Below are 17,055 nucleotides of genomic sequence, written 5' to 3' on the forward strand. Positions count from 1 at the left end.
ATCCGCTGATTTATGGAAGAAGAAAGAAAGAAAGAGTCCGAATTCCGTATCAAAATCGATAGAGACAGCGATTCCTATGATGAGTTTGTCAGCCAGATCAAAAACCTCATTACACTTGAGGACTCCAAACAACTAAAAGAAATGCTCGATGGGGCTCACCCTGCCGACATCGTTACTTTATTTCGTGACCTAGAAAGAGAAGAAGAATTATACCTATTTCGCCTCCTTCCGAAAGAAGACCAAGCATATTCCCTAATCAAAATGGAAGAAGAGACTCTCGAGTCTTTTTTAGAAGAACTTTCAGTCGATGAGATCTCGAACACTTTAGATCATATCGAAACCGATGAAACTACTTATTTACTTTCTTATTTACCAAGCGCCAAACGAGAGTTAGTTTTAGCAAATTTAAGCAAAGCAGACAGTTTCGAAATTCGTTCTCAGTTGGGGTTTCGTGAATACTCCGCAGGAAGGCTCATGTCCAAGGACTTTGCCACCGTTTCCATTACGGACAATGTTCGTAAAGGGATCATCAACGTTCGTAAAAAAGCCAAAGAAATCGAAGATATCTACCAAGTTTATGTAACCGATGAAGACGGAGTTTTGGAAGGATTCATTCCTCTAAAAGATTTATTCCTTACACCGATCAATACGAAGGTCGCAAAAATTACGAACTTCTCAGTCTTTGCGTTTCATTATGATGTCGATCAGGAAGAGGTTGCCAATACTTTCAAAAAGTATGACTTAGTTAGTGCCGCTGTGACCGATGATTTGGGGCGGATCATTGGCCGCATTACAGTCGACGATGTTTTAGAAATCGTTGAGGAAGAGGCTTCTGAAGATATCCTTCTCATGGCCGGGGTATCAGAGGATGAAAGGTTATCCACGCCCATTTTACAATCGGTAAAACGCCGGATCATTTGGCTCAATGTGAATTTACTTACTGCCTTTGTCAGCTCCACTGTGGTTGCTTTTTTTGAAGATACCATTTCTCAAATTGTGGTTCTGGCAACACTGATGCCGATTGTTGCAGGTTTAGGTGGGAATGCAGGAACTCAGTCGGTAACAGTTGTTATCCGAAATATTGCAACGGGAGATCTTTCTTTTTCTAATTGGTGGGAAGCCGTTCGAAAAGAGTGTACGATAGGTGTTCTTAATGGGCTTGTCCTTGGAACCGTTACAGGCTGTATGATTTTTTTTGTGAAAGGAAACCTAGTTTTAGGTTTAGTCGTCGGAACCGCTATGTTTGTGAATATGATTGTGGCTTCCCTCACTGGATCTCTTGTTCCGATTGTTTTAAAGGCCATGCGAGTGGATCCTGCGATTGCTTCTTCCATTTTTGTGACAGCAACCACTGACGTTTGTGGGTTTTTCTTTTTCCTCGGACTTGCCACAGTCTTTGCAAAATATTTAATTTAGGGATTGCCCCTTCGATTTTAAATTCTTGCCACTAGAGAGAAATCACCAAATACTGATGTCGAAATGAAATTCTTGCATTTGTTTTTATCCGCTCTTTCCTTTTTCCTTCTGATCCATTGCCAATCGGCACAACAAACGAGCACAACTACCAATGCAGAAACCACTCAGGAAATCCTTCCCATAAAAGATTTACTTCCACCACCAGGGGGAGAAGGAGAAATCATTTTAAACGAAAGAGGGGAAGAAATACAAAACCATACGGGAGAAATTCCTTTCTTTCAAAAGAAAAGTGACCTTCCTACTGAAATTTTTCGTGTTTATATTGCCTCAGATTCCTACCAGGTGCGCCAAATACGCCATACCGATAAAATTCGTAGAAAACCAGATGCAGGTGGGGATGAACTTTCAAAAGAAGAAATGAAGAAGTTTGACCTCCTCAGTTTTGTGGATGATGGAATGATCACCATTGGACTCAATACGATTACAGGAAAATTAGAATCTATTGCTTTCGACCGCCGTGTCCCTAGAATCAACGACATAGCAAAGATCATCCAAAATGATGCTTCTCGTTTCAATTACGAACATTCGAGTAAGGATGGAACACCAATCGTCACTAAGTTTTTGATTAGTTACCAAATTCGCCTCTATCCTGGCAAGACAAGAGACGAAATCAAACAGATGTTACAAAAGAAAAAATAGAGCTACCAAGTTACCACTTAAAGTTTCCATGTTTTTCATATTGGAATGGAATGGTTTCTGCGACCGCAGGGACTTTCAGTCCAGAATCTCCCTTTAAATCAAATTGTGCCGATTTTGATTGGATGGTTTTGTAAAGTGAGGAACTAATTGATGTGATGGGAAATTTTGTCGCCACCTTTACTGTGGAAGTTTTTCCAGAGTTCAAAATTTCTTTTGGGGTTCCATTTAAAAACTTTTCGCCCGCTAAATCTAAATCATAAGTAAGTCCGGTTAAATTTAAATTAGAAGCTGCTTGGTTAGAAAATATAAAATCAAACTCGGTATTCAAATCCAATTTTAAACCAGCTAATCCCGCTTTGGCGGCAGATGTCGCAGGTTGTTTTGTTCCACCCAAAAGACCTTTTAAAAATCCAGTCGCTGTATCAGCCAGTGCGTCTGTATTGGATGCACTTAAGATGTCCGCTTCTGTTGGCATAAGAATTTTGAAATTTTGAATTTCTACATTGGGAAGGATAGCAGGTATTTCTCTTTTTTTTACAAAAGGGAAAGAAAGAGAATCTTTGCCGAGTAGTTGCCATTGTTTTGGAATGGGAACTTTCATATTTCCCTCTGCACTGACTTCTAACAATGGTTTGTTTGGAAATTTTTTATAAAGATTAAGTAAGTCCGTATACTTAAGTTTGACTTCCAGGGGAAGTTGTTTTGTTTTTTTCCCTTCGATGGCACCTAGATCCGTTTTAATTTGGGAAAGTTTTAATCCTTCAATTTTAATATCCATATCGAGTAAGGAACTGGGGATAGAAACTGGATAAGGATTTTCTACCGATGTCACAACATTCAAAGTGATGTCAGTAAAGGTGATACTTTTGATGGATAAAGAATCGAATTCAAAAGCGGGCAAAGGAATTTTATCCTGAATCACACCGAGTACAGAACACTGAAGAGATAGAAGAGCTGTTAAAAAAGGAAGTGCCAATTTCATCTAAAAAATTCTTTCCTGAATGAAATACTTTGTCAAGTGAATTGGATTTTCATCACTACAGGAGCATGGTCAGAAAGAACAGGTTCTTTTGCGATATAAACCGATTCGATTTTGTATTTGGTAGATTTTGTAATAAAAAAGTAATCTATCCTCCAACCCTTGTTATTTTTCCTTGCTTGGAAGCGGTAGGTCCACCAGGAGTATTCATCTCGAATCTCCGGTTGCAAAATCCGAAAGCAATCGACAAAACCTAAATCCAAAAACTTAGAAACCCAAGCTCTTTCTTCCGGCAGAAACCCAGAGCTTTTTTGGTTTCCTTTGGGGTTGTGGATATCCAAATCAGTATGAGCAATATTCACATCTCCACAAACAACCAGAGGTTTTTTCTTCTTAATATAGGGTTTTGCTAGTTCGAAAAAGGTATCTAAAAACTGATATTTTACTTTTTGGCGTTCCTCACCGCTTGTTCCGGAGGGAAAGTAGAGATTCCAAAGATAAAAATCATTATATTCGAGAAGAATGGATCTACCTTCCGAGGAATAGATCCCATCTCCAAAACCGATCGCTACTGATTTTGGTTTCTGTTTGGTAAGAATGGCAGTTCCACTGTAACCAGGTTTGTCTGCCAAACAAGTATGCACTTCGTATCCCAGATCTCGAAATTCTTTTTTGTCAATTTCTGTCACAGGGGCCTTTGTTTCTTGGAAACAAATAATGTCAGGATTTTCCTGACAGATAAAATCGAGCAAACCTTTGCTCAAACTGGAACGAATTCCGTTGCAATTTAACGTAATGATTTTCATCTAGAATTGAGATCGATTGTATGGCGTAATAAGTCGATATTAAAAAAGGTATGATTGAAATTTCCGCAGAAATTCCGTTCCTCCGAACGTCCAAACTCTCGTTTTTACTCTGGGATGAATCTCCCGGTAGTTTAGAAACTTGGGATTGGAACGAGGGGATCACTATATTCTTCCAGACTCGGCGTGCCGGGGAATTGGAGTTCCGTTTTGGGCCTCCTCTCTGGGGAATTCCGACAGACACCAATCGAATCGAATTTCCTTTTGTTTCCATTCATAATATACCAACAAACAAGTATTTGGCTTCCGAATTATCTAAGTTAGGGGAAGGCAAAACAATATATGTTTTGCTTCCGAAAGGAATGGAGTTGGAAGCCCGTTCTGTATTCGCTCGTTTAGAATACCTATGGGATGACAAAGTTTCACCCGATCGCATCACTCATAAATTTGGTCTAACAGGAAAAACAAGTTCTGTTGCAGACTCTACTGTTTCCAGCCTACCTATTTCGAAAAAAGCAACTTTGAGCCATCCCCCTTTAGAATTTGTGGGAAAATCTGGTCGAAAAAAAGAAAGAGAAGCCGTGTTAGTTTCTGCTAATGATTCAGAAGTTCATTTTGAGGAAGTGAATTCGGAATTGGTCTATGAAGAAAGAGAAGAAATTTCTCCTGAAGAAGAATCTCCGAATCATCCTTATGATTTAATTGAATCCTCTTTTTCAGAATCAGAAGATCCGGTGACTGAGTCAGTAAAAACAGATTTGGCACCAGAATCAAAACCGGCCGATCCAAAGGATATTCCCGAAATACACTCGTTAGATAATACGGCAAATACAAAGTTTTCCCTTCAATTAAAAATGATGGGAGTGATTAGTTTTCTTTTTGCTTTATCTGTTTCTGTAATTATTTTCTTTGCTTCTTTCTATTTCAAAAGGTCTATAGAACTTCAGTTACGCGACAATAACATAAGGATAGCCGAAATTATTGGTTCTAAGGTAAAGTCAGATATTTTAGGAGTCGTGGAAAAAGGTCGCCAAATTGCCATTACACTGACAACTCAAGGACTTCCTGAAGCAGAAAGAAGACTTCTTATCAAAACTTTTTTTCAAAACGATAAGGAGTTTATTTACTTAGGAATTTTCGAAAAAAAAGAAAATACCTTAATCATGAAGCGCGAAGTATTTAATGAGGAAGAACTGAAAAAAAGTTCGGTTACCGAAGAAGACTTTCATGCAGTGGTAAACAGAAATCGAGATGCTCTCGCGGAAGCATTTAACGGACAAGCAGTATTATTAAATTCTAGTCCCGGATTCCAAGAACCGTCTTTTGCAATTGCCATTCCTACTTCTGAAAATGGGGAGCTTGACAATGCCCTTGTGATGATTGTTAAGCTAAACAAAATCATAGGTGCCTTTTCCAAAAAGGGAATTGAAACAACTTTTATGGTGAATGGAAATGGAACGGCTCTTGCCCATCCTAAAGAAGATTTGGTTCTTGCTGCGACAGACCTTGCTTCCATGCCAATCGTTAAATCTATGTTAACCAGTGCTCCGAATACAGGACAGATGAGTTATGTAGATGAGGAACTGGGCGGGTCTTATTTAGGTTCTTTTCAAAAGATTGGATTTGCCGATGCAGGTGTAATCACCATTGTATCGGAAGAAAAAGCTTTTGCTGATGTTTATAAAAGTCAAAAAACAAACCTTTATATTGCCGGAATTGGATTGTGTTCGGCCCTTATTTTTGTATTTTTCTTTTCCAAAACAATAACAAAACCCGTTTTACAACTTCTGACTGCTACTTTAGAGATCGCAAAAGGGAATTTTAAAATTGGGATCAAACCAACTACCCAAGACGAAGTGGGACTTCTTACCAAATACTTCATTGATATGGGTGCAGGTTTGGAAGAAAGGGAAAAGGTTAAAAACATTCTTGGGAGTATGATTGATCCTGTTGTGGTACAAGAAGCCATGGTGGATCTAGCTGCCTTAAAACGAGGATCAGAAACTCTCATTACAGCATTTTTTTCCGATGTCGCTAGTTTTTCTACTATCTCGGAACAATTAAAATCAGCAGATTTAGCAGCCCTTTTGAATGAATACTTATCTGCTATGACCCTTCTTCTTAAAAAACACGAAGGTGTTTTGGATAAATACATTGGGGATGCTATTGTCGGAATCTTTAATGCACCAGTTCCTGTTTTAGACCATGAATTAAAAGCTGCACGTGCCAGTGTAGACATGGTCATGAAACTCGGTGAGTTACGTGAATATTGGACAAAAAATAATCTATATTCCAAAGAAGCACAAGTGATGGATGCAAGGATAGGACTCAACTCAGGACCAGCTAAGGTTGGCTTTATGGGAACAGATGCACTCGCTTCATACACCATGATGGGAGATACAGTCAACCTTGCAGCAAGGCTTGAAGCAGCAGGTAAGGACTACGGGGTAAATATCCTCATTACAGATCCCATTCGTGATCCTATCCAAGGAGAAATGGTAACTAGGTATTTGGATCTGGTAAGAGTGAAGGGAAAAACGGAACCCGTAAAAATTCACGAACTGGTTGGATACCGATCGATGGTAACTGCAAATCAAATCGAAGCTGCTGAAATTTATGAATCAGGATTTAAGGCTTATTTAGAGCAAAATTGGAGTTTGGCGATCAAACTTTTTACGGATTCAGAAAATGCCAAAGGAAGTAAAGACAAGTCTAGTCATATGTTGATTGAACGCTGCGAAGAATACAAAATAAACCCTCCTGGTAATCATTGGGATGGTGTGTTTACAAGGACACATAAGTAAAGTTTATGAGATGGTTAAACGATACAAGATTTGTAGTTTCAGCACTGTTGTTGCTCATTCTTGTATTCTCATTTCTTCTTCATAGAAATTTAAACTATCGTTTTAATGATGCTGCCGGTCCTACGATCGGAGTCATTACTTTCAAAAATAAAACTGTTCTTCGGAAATACAACGACGGTCTGTACTAGTTTCATCCCTTACAAATTGATCTCACAACATCCTTTACAAACAAGAATTTAATTCTTCGATTCAGAACACGATGTACACACCAGGAGTGTGTCATGGCTTGGAAGGAGACAAACGTGTTTGAAGAAAGAATGAAATTTGTTGTCGCTTGGAAACGTGGTGGGTGGTCTCTCACTGACCTTTGTCATGAATTCAATATCAGTCGAGTGACAGGGTATAAATACTTAGAACAATATGAGCTTTATGGGATCGATGGGTTAAAAGACAAAAGCCGAAGACCGAAACACCATCCACACCAAACTCGAAAGAAAATCATTGAACTGATCTTACAAGAGAGAAAAGACCATCCCAGGTGGGGAGCAAGAAAACTCCTAGCATCACTTTCGGCTCGGTTTCATATGATTCAAAAATGGCCACATCCAAGTACAGTAGGTCGTATTCTCAAACAAAATAACCTCATTAATCCACCAAAAAGAAGGATCCGTAAGCAATGCAGCGAACAACCATTCTCCAATGCACTCGGCCCCAATGATATTTGGTGCGCTGATTTTAAAGGTCATTTCACCGTTGGGGATGGAAAAAGATGCACTCCTTTTACTGTCACAGATGCCTATAGCCGGTTTTTACTCTGTTGTGAGATTGTTCCTAAGGCAGATACAACCAATGTAATCAATGAATTTATGAAGTTATTTAAACTCTATGGGATGCCACTTGCCATCCGCACTGATAATGGAACACCATTTGCTTCGAATGCACTTGCAGGACTTAGTAAACTTTCTGTTTGGTGGATCAAACTGGGAATCAAGTTGGAGAGGATTGAACCAGGCAAACCACAACAAAATGGTAGGCATGAAAGAATGCATAAAACCTTAAAGGAAGAAACGGCTTTGCCTCCAAGGTCTAGCTTAGAGACACAACAAAAAGCATTTCGAGATTTTCAGAAAGAATTCAATTACCTAAGACCACATGAAGGAATTCAAAATTCTTTTCCTGCTAACCATTACCAAAAGTCGAAAAGGAAATTCCCAAAACGGATTGTAAAAGCTTCTTATCCAACAAACATCATGATTGGAGAAATCAATGACATAGGGAATCTTCATATTGAAGGCCATCGGATCTTTCTATCTTCCGCGTTAGCAGATGAAGAAGTTGGTTTAGAGGAAATCTCGGACAGGCATGTAAAGATTCATTTTTATGGAGTTAGCCTTGGTGTGATCGATTTGTATACGGGAAAGTTGTTGCATTTTAAAAATCCAATGCAATCCTCATTACCGTCTGAATCAGGATTTTAATGCATCTTTATGTAAAGTATGTATTGAGACAAAACTGTAAAGGATGTACGAGTACACTCACGACGCCGTTGTTTGGGATTTAATTGAATCCAAAACAGAAGTGAAAAATAGAGACACCATCCGTACAGAAGGTTTATCCGACGCAATCCTTACGTTAAATGATGGAACAAAGATTAATATTTCCGAAAATTCCATGATCCTTTTGGATATATCTGATAAAAACATCAATATCAACTTTGCTTACGGATCTTTTGAGGCCGCTAGGGAAGGAACGGTTTCTGGGGATATAAAAATGAATATCACCGCCGGTGATAAAACAGTTCAGGTGGCTAACGGTGATGTTAAATTGGATAAAACCAAATCTGAATTAAATATCAAAGTTGACCAAGGGGAAGCAAAACTCACATCCAATGGCAAAGAAGAGACCATTGCCAAAGACCAAATTGCAAATGTAACCGAATCAGGGGTAAAAGTAGGAAAACCTGTTTACCGTTTGGCGACGCCAGATGATAGGAAAAATATACTCTCTGAATCGGGACAAGAACGTATTTCTTTTTCCATTGCTGGATGGAAACCTGATTCTGCAAAACAAACGAACCCTCTAATAGAGATTTCTTTATTTCCTGATTTTTCCAAATCTCTGATCAAAGAAAAATTAACATCACCTAACCTGACTAAGAAGCTAGACCCTGGTTCCTATTATTGGCGAGTGTCTTATGAAAATCCGAGTACTAAGTCAAAACAAACAACTGAAGTTTATCAATTTCGAATTCTGAGTGATCCTGGCCTTCGTATTTTGAGTCCAAAATCAGGCGAAGTGTTTGCTTTTTCACAAGAAACACCTGTTGTTCGGTTTGTCTGGAATCCTTTAGATCTATACTCCTCTTATACTGTTCAAATAGCAAAGGATGCCAATTTCACTGAGGGTTTGATTTCAAAACAAACCCAAAGCCAATCCTTAGCCTTTGATTCCTTAAAAGAAGGAAATTACTTTGCCAAGATCCAAGCAAGGTCAAATCTCCCAGGGATTTCTGAAAAGTCGTCGACAGTGATTAATTTTCAAGTATCCAAAAAGACAAACACTTCCCCTCCAGAATTATTAGAGCCGGCAAAGGGAAAAACTTTTGCGGAAGAACAGACAAAATCCCAACTTTTCTTTTCTTGGAAGGATGATAAGGATTTTAACCAATACGAATGGGAACTCAGTTCTGATTCTAACTTCCAATCCAAATTAAGATCGGAATCCACTAAAAACAATTTTTTGAAACTTAGTAATGGACTCGGAGTTGGGACTTACTTTTGGAGAGTCAAAGGGATTGGTTCCAATGGAGTTTCTTTAGATTCTAAATCAAACACATTTAACGTGATTGCCAAAGAGGAAATGGAATTAATTGCACCAGCAAACGGAGCTGAGGTGGAAGTGGATGAACGTTCTCTTGTTGTTTTGAAATGGAAAAAATTAACCGGTAAGTCAAACTACGAAGTAGAAATTGCAAAACAATCTGACTTTCAGCCCCTGGTTTTGAAAGAGACGGTATCTGGAAATTATTTTGAATTTAAATCAAAAGATCTAGGAAGATTTTATTGGCGAGTTCGTCCAGTTGAGGGTGACCAGGAAGCAAGTGGGATACGTAGTTTCCAGATGGTTTCTGGTATGGATCCACCTAGTCTGGTGACACCGGTGCGAAATGAAACAATTGATTTATTTTCTAAAAATTCAATCCTTTTCACTTGGAAACCAGTGGATAAAGCTTCGGGATACCGAATTCATTTAATTGATATTTCTGGAATTAGGGAAAAACAAATTATTAATGAAAGAGTTGGATCCACCAAACTTCAGTTTACTGATATTCAAAAATTCAATGTCGGTAGGTTTCGATGGGAAGTTGCTGCATTATACAAACAATCGGATGGATCCGAAAAAGAATCTGCTTACAATAAACAGGACTTTTTTGTTTCAGTTCCCGAACTGAAGGTTCCTAAAATCCTTAGCCCAGGAAAAATCTATGTGGAATAAGTTTCGGCCTTATCTATTTTTGTTTTTCATTTTTATTTCTTCACTTTCTGCGCAAACAAGTGGAGAGGAACCAACCCAATACCAATTGCGTTGGATGGAAGTGGATGGAGCTACGGGTTATGTCTTAGAAATTAAGAACTCTAGTGGTTACCTTGTACTTTCCGAAAGAGTGAATGGGACCAGTTACGATTTAGTAAATTATACTTCTGGAATTTATGAACATAGAGTGGCAGTCATCAATAAATTAGGAAAGGTTGGCAGTTATTCGGAATGGGTTAAATTTGAGGTGGTTGTTTCAAAAGTTCCCACACTCACGAAAGATTCTGTTTTCTCTGTATCCAAAGAAGAAAAGGAAAAAGTTTTTCTACTCGAAGGTAAGGATTTTATTTATCCTATGAAGGTTTATATGGTGACTGGTGGGAAAAGAATCCTAGCAAAAAAAGTTACCATCGAATCTGATTCTGTAGCCAAGGCTACTTTCGCTGTAGATGCAGATTCGGATACAGGGATCTATGATTTAGTTTTAGAAAATCCTAGGAATAAAGTTCTTACCGCCAAACAAAGAGTTGTTTTATCAGATTCAAAAGAAAAAGCATCGCAGTTTGCTGCAAGGCAAGAAAGGATCATTCGAAAAGAAATTCCAGAAGATTATTATGAAACTCCTTATTGGTCAACACTTTGGCGTTCGACTTTAATGCCTGGTTGGGGACAAAAATATATCGATGGAAAAAATTGGAAACTTTTCGTTTTCCCAGTCGTTGCTGTTTCTGCTGCCGCAGTATATGCCAATTCTTATAATAAATTCTTAAATGCAAGATCAGACTACCAATCAGCAGTTCTTCTGGGGGTAGTTCTCGTGGAACGTCAGGACACGCAACTTCTATGGTTAGTGAATAGAACCAATGCAGAAGCTAAATTTAATTCCGCTAAAACTGAGTTAGGTGTGATCCAAGCAGGTGCTGGGATTTTGGGAGTGTTTTTACTCTATAATATTGTTGATTCTTATTTTTCAGCAAAAAGGAATGTGGCAAACGTAGAGCCTGGATTTCCTTTAGGTGAAACAACCAAACGCGTTCATGCAACGGTTACTACAGATGTTGGTTGGAACCAATCGAGATTTACGTATGAATACGGGTCGCGGTACCAAATCGAATTCTCTTCTCGTTTCTGACAAAAAGCTTGTTTAGGGAAGGACTTCCCCTCATGCTGATTTTATGCCGATTCCTATCCTACGCTGTGACAGAAATTCACGGAATCAATTGGATCGTTTTCTTTTGGATGCCAAAGAGGACCTAAGTTCTGCGACAGAAAAAATACTTCCGATTTTGGAAGCTGTACGAACTAGAGGAGACCAAGCACTCATTGAATACACAGAAAAGTTTGATGGAATCAAACTGAGTTCGGTAACTATCGATCCTAGTTCTATCCAAACGAATTTAGACCCAAAAATCAAAGAAGCCTTTCTTAGAGCCAAAGCCAATATTGAAGAATTCCATAATGCGCAGAAAAGAGAATCTTGGTCCAAAATAGTTGATGGAAATCGGTTAGGCGTTAAGTACACAGCGATTCCATCCCTCTCCGTTTACGCTCCCGGAGGTAAGGCCTTGTATCCTTCTAGTGTACTTATGGGGGTCATTCCTGCAAAAATCGCTGGGGTAGGAAATATCCAACTGGTTACACCACCCCAAAAAGATGGATTGCCAGAGATTTTGATATGGCTTTGCCAAATTCTTGGAGTCAACCGTATTGTCACTGTCGGAGGGGCACAAGGAATTGCCGCATGTGCCTACGGTACAGAATCAATTCCGAAATCGGAATTTATAGTTGGACCAGGGAACGCCTATGTCGCTGCCGCCAAATCCTACTTAGCTGGAAAGGGATTGATTGGAATTGATAGCCCTGCAGGGCCAAGTGAAGTATCGATCATTGCAGATTCTTCCGCCAATCCCAAATGGATCGCCTGTGATATGTTATCGCAAGCAGAACATGGAGAAGATTCCTCTGCCATTTTACTGACTACGGAAGAAAGTTTTGCAGAAAAGGTAAGTGCAGAATTGGAAAAGGCATTTTTGGAACGACCAAAACGTTTGGAAATGAAACAACATTCCATTTATAAAAATTCAGCGATCATTGTGTTTCCGTCCATTGAGGATTGTATTTGGTTTTCCAATGAACTGGCACCAGAACATTTGGAAATCCAAACAAGAGACAATGAAGCAGTGTTTTCAAAAATTGAACATGCAGGCAGTGTTTTCCTTGGACCATATTCCCCCGTTGCCATGGGTGATTATATCAGTGGAACTAATCATATCCTACCTACAGCGAGAGGCAGTCGGATCTATTCTTCCTTAGGCGTGGACACTTTTTTAAAACGAGTGACCTTTCAAGAAGTTACAAAAGAATCTTTAAAAACACTTTACCCCTTTGTCAAATTGATGTCTGAATTGGAAGGTTTGGATGAAGAACATGGAACCAGTGTTAAAGTTCGTACTGAGGAATCCCCGTGAAAGTGGTTTCTAAAATATCGGAACTAAAAAACCAAATTGGTGAGTGGAAAGCAGCAAAGTATTCCATAGGATTTTGCCCTACAATGGGTAGTCTTCATGCAGGCCATATGGATCTTGTAGAAGCTTCGAAAAAAGAAACAGATAAAACTATTCTATCCATATTTGTTAATCCAACTCAGTTCAACGATCCGAAAGACTTTCATCAGTATCCAGTAAATACTGAAATTGATCTAATGTTATGTGAATCAAAAGGAGTTGATTTAGTGTTTTTGCCCGAAGTAACAACTATGTATCCGGAAACAAAAACTCCAATTCAATTGAGTATTCCTGCGTTACAAAAGAACCTTTGTGGGCGGACTAGGCCCGGACATTTTGAAGGGGTTCTACAAATTGTCTCAAAATTATTTCATTTAACAGAACCGAACAAAACTTTTTTTGGTTTAAAAGACTACCAACAGTTTCGAGTGATATCTGCTATGGTAGAGAATTTAAATTTTCCATTAGAAGTGATCGGAGTTCCGACTCGTCGTGAAGAAGATGGACTTGCCATGAGTTCACGTAACGTCCGTTTGTCTAACAAGGAAAGGGAAACTGCAAGTTTAATTCCTCGGATGTTTGCCCTTGCCAAAAAAACAATTCATTCAGGAGAAAGAGATATAAATCTTTGGAAAGAAATTTTGAGAGATTTTCTACTAACTGGAGATTCTCTTCGTATTGACTACTTAGAAGTTGTAGACCCAATAGGATTAGAACCCAAAGATAAATTAGAGGGCGAGGTATTGCTAGCAATTGCTGTATTTGTTGGGGATGTCCGCCTCATTGACAATCAAATCATACAAATTCCGAATTAATCATTCATGTCAAAAGAAATCGAAGATCGTAAATTTAATCCTAAACAAGTATTCGCAGAATCGAAAAATTCATTAATCAATTTAAGTGGAATTCCGGAGTCGGCACATTCGTTTGTTACAAGTTCTCTCTATGAAACACTCCAAAGTGATTCGACTTTTCTTGTTGTCCTTCCTACAAACCAAGACGCAGAAAGTTTTTCTCGTGAACTTTTAAGTTTTCTTCCCCAAGATGAAATTTTCTATTTTCCCGGGCCTGAGAATATTCCTTATGAATATACCAAGTGGCAGATGGAATGGAAGAGGGACCGAATTCTTACAATCAATCGAATCCTTTCAGGAAATCGATCTTTAGTGGTTACATCCGTATCTGCACTTTTACGTAAACTCCCTGTTAAAGAAAGTTTAAAAGGAAAATCAATTACCTTAAAATTAGGTAAAGATTTTCCTCTGGACCAATTACTTTCTGAACTAGTGAATTTAGGATACCATAGAGAAGAGGTTTGTGAACAGTTTGGCCACTTTAGTTTAAAGGGTGGAATTTTAGATATTTACACTCCCTATTTGTCAAATCCAGTCAGGATCGATTTTTTTGGTGATACTGTGGATGAAATCCGAACCTTTGATCCCAACACTCAAAAATCCATTGCTAAAATTGGCGAAATTATCATTACTGCAGCTAATGAAACTATAGTTAGCCGAGAGGAAAAAGAAAAGTATCAAGAAACATTAGAAATTCATAACGAAAAACGTCTACCCATTGACTCTGAACTGGAAATCATCGAAGAACATTTACCACTAGTCCGAATACACGAAGGTTTTTTGAAATTTTTTACTAAAAAACCAATTCTTATCTTTCCCCGATTTTATGATACGAAGGAACGTTCCTATGGAATGGAGAGAGAATACAATACGCTCTATGAGAAAAAAAAGGAAGAATCTTTGTGTTTAAAGCCAGAGGAATTACTTTCCTTTGGGGAAGAATGGAATACCCTCACTTCCGAAGAAACACCGGGAATACGCTTTTCTCTTTTGCCCGACAACCAAAGAAATTTCTCTTACGAACCAATTACAGAGGTTAGGGGGTTTCGGGGAAAAATCAGGGAAGCTAAGGAACATTTTTTAGAATTACTTAGCGAAGATCCCAAAAATAAAATTTTTATCACTTCGTCATTCTCTGCCCAAATGCTGCGACTGAAAGGTTTGTTTTCAGATGGTGAGCTAGAAACAGTTCATTCTGATTCCGAAGAACCAACACCACTCCCACTGAACAACGTGAAGCCGGGAATTCATCTAGTAATTTCAGATCTAAAAAAGGGATTTCATATACTTGATGACCATGTTTATATTTTCACTGATAATGATTTGTTTGGTCGTCAATACAAACGTAAAACCCGGTATAAAAAACAAGCATCACAAATGATTGAATCTTTCATTGATTTGAAAGAAGGCGATTATGTGGTTCATGTCAATCATGGAGTGGGTCGGTTTGTCAAAATTGAAAGAACCAAGGCCGATGGAAAAGAAAGGGATTTTTTAAAATTAGAATATGCGGGTGGGGACAGTTTATTTGTTCCTCTTGACCAAATTTCTTTAGTTCAAAAATACATAGGTGGAACGGATTCTCCAAAACTAGATACGCTAGGAAAAAATTCTTGGAAAAAGGCAAAAGATAGAGTTCAAGAATCAGTAGACAAACTTGCCGAAGAACTGGTGTTACTCTATTCGAATCGCCTAAAATTAAATGGATTTGCTTTCCCACCAGATACTATCTGGCAGGAGGAATTTGAAGCAGCTTTTGAATTTGAAGAAACCCCAGACCAAATTTCTGCTATCGAAGCTGTAAAACAGGATTTGGAATCAATAAGACCCATGGACCGTTTGGTTTGCGGTGACGTAGGTTATGGAAAAACGGAAGTGGCCATTCGTGCTGCATTTAAAGTAATTATGGCGGGAAAACAGGTGATGCTTCTCACTCCCACCACCATCTTATCGTTACAACATTTTAATACATTTAAATCGAGATACGAAAACTACCCAATCAAAATCGCCTTTGTATCTAGGTTCCGAACTCCAGCAGAAATTAGAGAAGATTTAAAGAATTTTTCCGAAGGAAAAATTGATATGCTCATCGGAACACATGCCATTTTGTCCTCGAAGGTAAAACCAAAAAATTTGGGACTACTGATTATTGATGAAGAACAGAAGTTTGGTGTTACTCATAAGGAAGCGATTAAAAAGTTTAAAACCTTGGTAGATGTATTAACACTCACGGCAACTCCGATTCCCCGAACCTTGCACATGGCACTTACGGGAATTCGAGAACTTTCGATCATTTCCACAGCACCAAAAAATAGACAAAGTGTCGAAACTTATGTTTTAGAGGAAGACGATACTCTCATCCAGGAAGCCATTCGAAAGGAAATTGAAAGAGGGGGACAGGTTTTTTATCTTTACAACCGTGTGGAATCTATTGAAGAAGAGGCGGCTTACATCCGTTCCTTGGTTCCTGAAATTTCTGTGGGAATCCTTCATGGGCAATTGACGGAAGATGAAATTGAAGAAACTCTTGTGGATTTTTACGAACGAAAGTATGATATTTTGGTCACAACCACCATCATTGAATCGGGTATTGATATGCCTAATGTCAATACTCTCATTGTCAAACGAGCCGATATGTTTGGTCTTTCTCAATTGTACCAGATTCGAGGTCGTGTGGGTAGGTCGGATAGAAAGGCTTATGCCTATATGTTTTATCCTTCGAAAAAATTAATGACTGAACTTGCTGAAAAAAGGTTAAATACGATATTCGAATACCAAGAGTTAGGTTCTGGTTTTAAAGTTGCCATGCGAGATTTAGAGATTCGTGGAGCAGGGAACCTTCTCGGAAAAGAACAATCGGGCGATATTATGGAAGTTGGTTTTGACCTTTATGTAAAAATGTTAGAAGAGGCAATTTCGCGGATTAAAGGGGAAGAAGTGCGTGTCGAAGTAAGGACAGCAGTCAATTTAAAAACAAACTTCTATCTACCTGATGATTATATTCCCGATACAAAACAGAAAATTGAATTTTACAAACGGTTTGAAGGTTCGGCAAACTTGGACGAAATTGAGGAACTATCTTTGGAAATGGAAGACCGATTTGGAGAATTACCACAAATTGCGAAAACATTTGTGGAATTAGAAAAAATCCGAACCCTTGCCTCCAACTTAGGTTTCGAATTTGTTACGGAAAAACCAGAGGAAATCCTCTTCAAATGTGGAACTTATTTCCGCGGAAATCCAGACCGAGTGATCCAAGCAATGGCAAAATTTAAAGGCCTAATGATTTCCCCGCAAGAGCCATCTGTATTACGTTATACGATTCCGGAGCGAGAAGATCTGCAAAAAATCAAAAAATTGCTTTCTCTATTGGAATTTTTGGCCGCCTAATAATTAGGCAATAGAATCAAGTCCTAGTGCGTAAAAAAAGATAGACATTGCGGGAATTCACGAAACCATCAT

At 38.6% G+C, this 17,055-nt stretch carries 11 protein-coding genes; 9 read left to right on the forward strand and 2 right to left on the reverse strand.

Annotation, left to right across the window (positions count from 1 at the left end; genetic code table 11):
- Positions 1-12: 12 nt before the first annotated feature.
- Both mgtE and LEP1GSC203_RS10095 read left to right on the forward strand, forming a co-directional pair.
- Positions 13-1,416 (forward strand): magnesium transporter, encoded by a 1,404-nt coding sequence (gene mgtE / locus LEP1GSC203_RS10090; RefSeq protein ID WP_002973839.1) that lies wholly within the window; start codon positions 13-15, stop codon positions 1,414-1,416.
- Positions 1,417-1,479: 63 nt separating this feature from the next.
- The gene (locus tag LEP1GSC203_RS10095; protein WP_039937719.1) at positions 1,480-2,115 is read left to right on the forward strand and encodes an LA_2219 family laminin/E-cadherin/plasminogen-binding protein; all 636 of its coding nucleotides are present in this window, start codon (positions 1,480-1,482) and stop codon (positions 2,113-2,115) included.
- 10 nt (positions 2,116-2,125) lie between these two features.
- On the opposite strand, the gene LEP1GSC203_RS10100 is transcribed toward LEP1GSC203_RS10095, so the two are convergent.
- Both LEP1GSC203_RS10100 and LEP1GSC203_RS10105 read right to left on the reverse strand, forming a co-directional pair.
- Positions 2,126-3,097, reverse strand: coding sequence for an NDR1/HIN1-like protein (locus LEP1GSC203_RS10100; RefSeq protein WP_002974132.1), 972 nt, complete (start codon positions 3,095-3,097; stop codon positions 2,126-2,128).
- A 32-nt stretch (positions 3,098-3,129) separates the two neighbouring features.
- Complete coding sequence (locus tag LEP1GSC203_RS10105) at positions 3,130-3,900, reverse strand: exodeoxyribonuclease III (RefSeq protein ID WP_002974274.1); 771 nt, start codon at positions 3,898-3,900, stop codon at positions 3,130-3,132.
- 50 nt (positions 3,901-3,950) lie between these two features.
- On the opposite strand from LEP1GSC203_RS10105, the gene LEP1GSC203_RS10110 reads away from it, so the two are divergent.
- The 7 genes from LEP1GSC203_RS10110 (at position 3,951) to mfd (ending at position 16,983) form a co-directional block, all read left to right on the forward strand.
- Positions 3,951-6,701 (forward strand): adenylate/guanylate cyclase domain-containing protein, encoded by a 2,751-nt coding sequence (locus LEP1GSC203_RS10110; protein ID WP_002974469.1) that lies wholly within the window; start codon positions 3,951-3,953, stop codon positions 6,699-6,701.
- 281 nt (positions 6,702-6,982) lie between these two features.
- Positions 6,983-8,179, forward strand: coding sequence for an IS481 family transposase (locus LEP1GSC203_RS10115; protein ID WP_002973727.1), 1,197 nt, complete (start codon positions 6,983-6,985; stop codon positions 8,177-8,179).
- Between the two features lie 43 nt (positions 8,180-8,222).
- Complete coding sequence (locus tag LEP1GSC203_RS10120) at positions 8,223-10,196, forward strand: FecR domain-containing protein (RefSeq protein WP_002973838.1); 1,974 nt, start codon at positions 8,223-8,225, stop codon at positions 10,194-10,196.
- Entirely contained in the window at positions 10,186-11,367 is a 1,182-nt protein-coding gene (locus LEP1GSC203_RS10125; protein ID WP_002973572.1) for an LIC11435 family protein, read from the forward strand. The genes LEP1GSC203_RS10120 and LEP1GSC203_RS10125 overlap by 11 nt, the downstream gene beginning before the upstream one ends.
- A 43-nt stretch (positions 11,368-11,410) precedes the next feature.
- A complete protein-coding gene (gene hisD / locus LEP1GSC203_RS10130; protein WP_039937722.1) occupies positions 11,411-12,703 on the forward strand; it encodes a histidinol dehydrogenase in 1,293 nt (430 codons plus the stop codon).
- Positions 12,700-13,554: a pantoate--beta-alanine ligase gene (gene panC / locus LEP1GSC203_RS10135; RefSeq protein WP_002973713.1), complete on the forward strand. Its 855-nt coding sequence runs from the start codon at positions 12,700-12,702 to the stop codon at positions 13,552-13,554. The genes hisD and panC overlap by 4 nt, the downstream gene beginning before the upstream one ends.
- 6 nt (positions 13,555-13,560) lie before the next feature.
- The gene (mfd, locus tag LEP1GSC203_RS10140) at positions 13,561-16,983 is read left to right on the forward strand and encodes a transcription-repair coupling factor (RefSeq protein WP_002974325.1); all 3,423 of its coding nucleotides are present in this window, start codon (positions 13,561-13,563) and stop codon (positions 16,981-16,983) included.
- Positions 16,984-17,055 lie beyond the last annotated feature (72 nt).

The sequence above is a fragment of the Leptospira terpstrae serovar Hualin str. LT 11-33 = ATCC 700639 genome, assembly GCF_000332495.1.
GTDB lineage: Bacteria > Spirochaetota > Leptospiria > Leptospirales > Leptospiraceae > Leptospira_A > Leptospira_A terpstrae.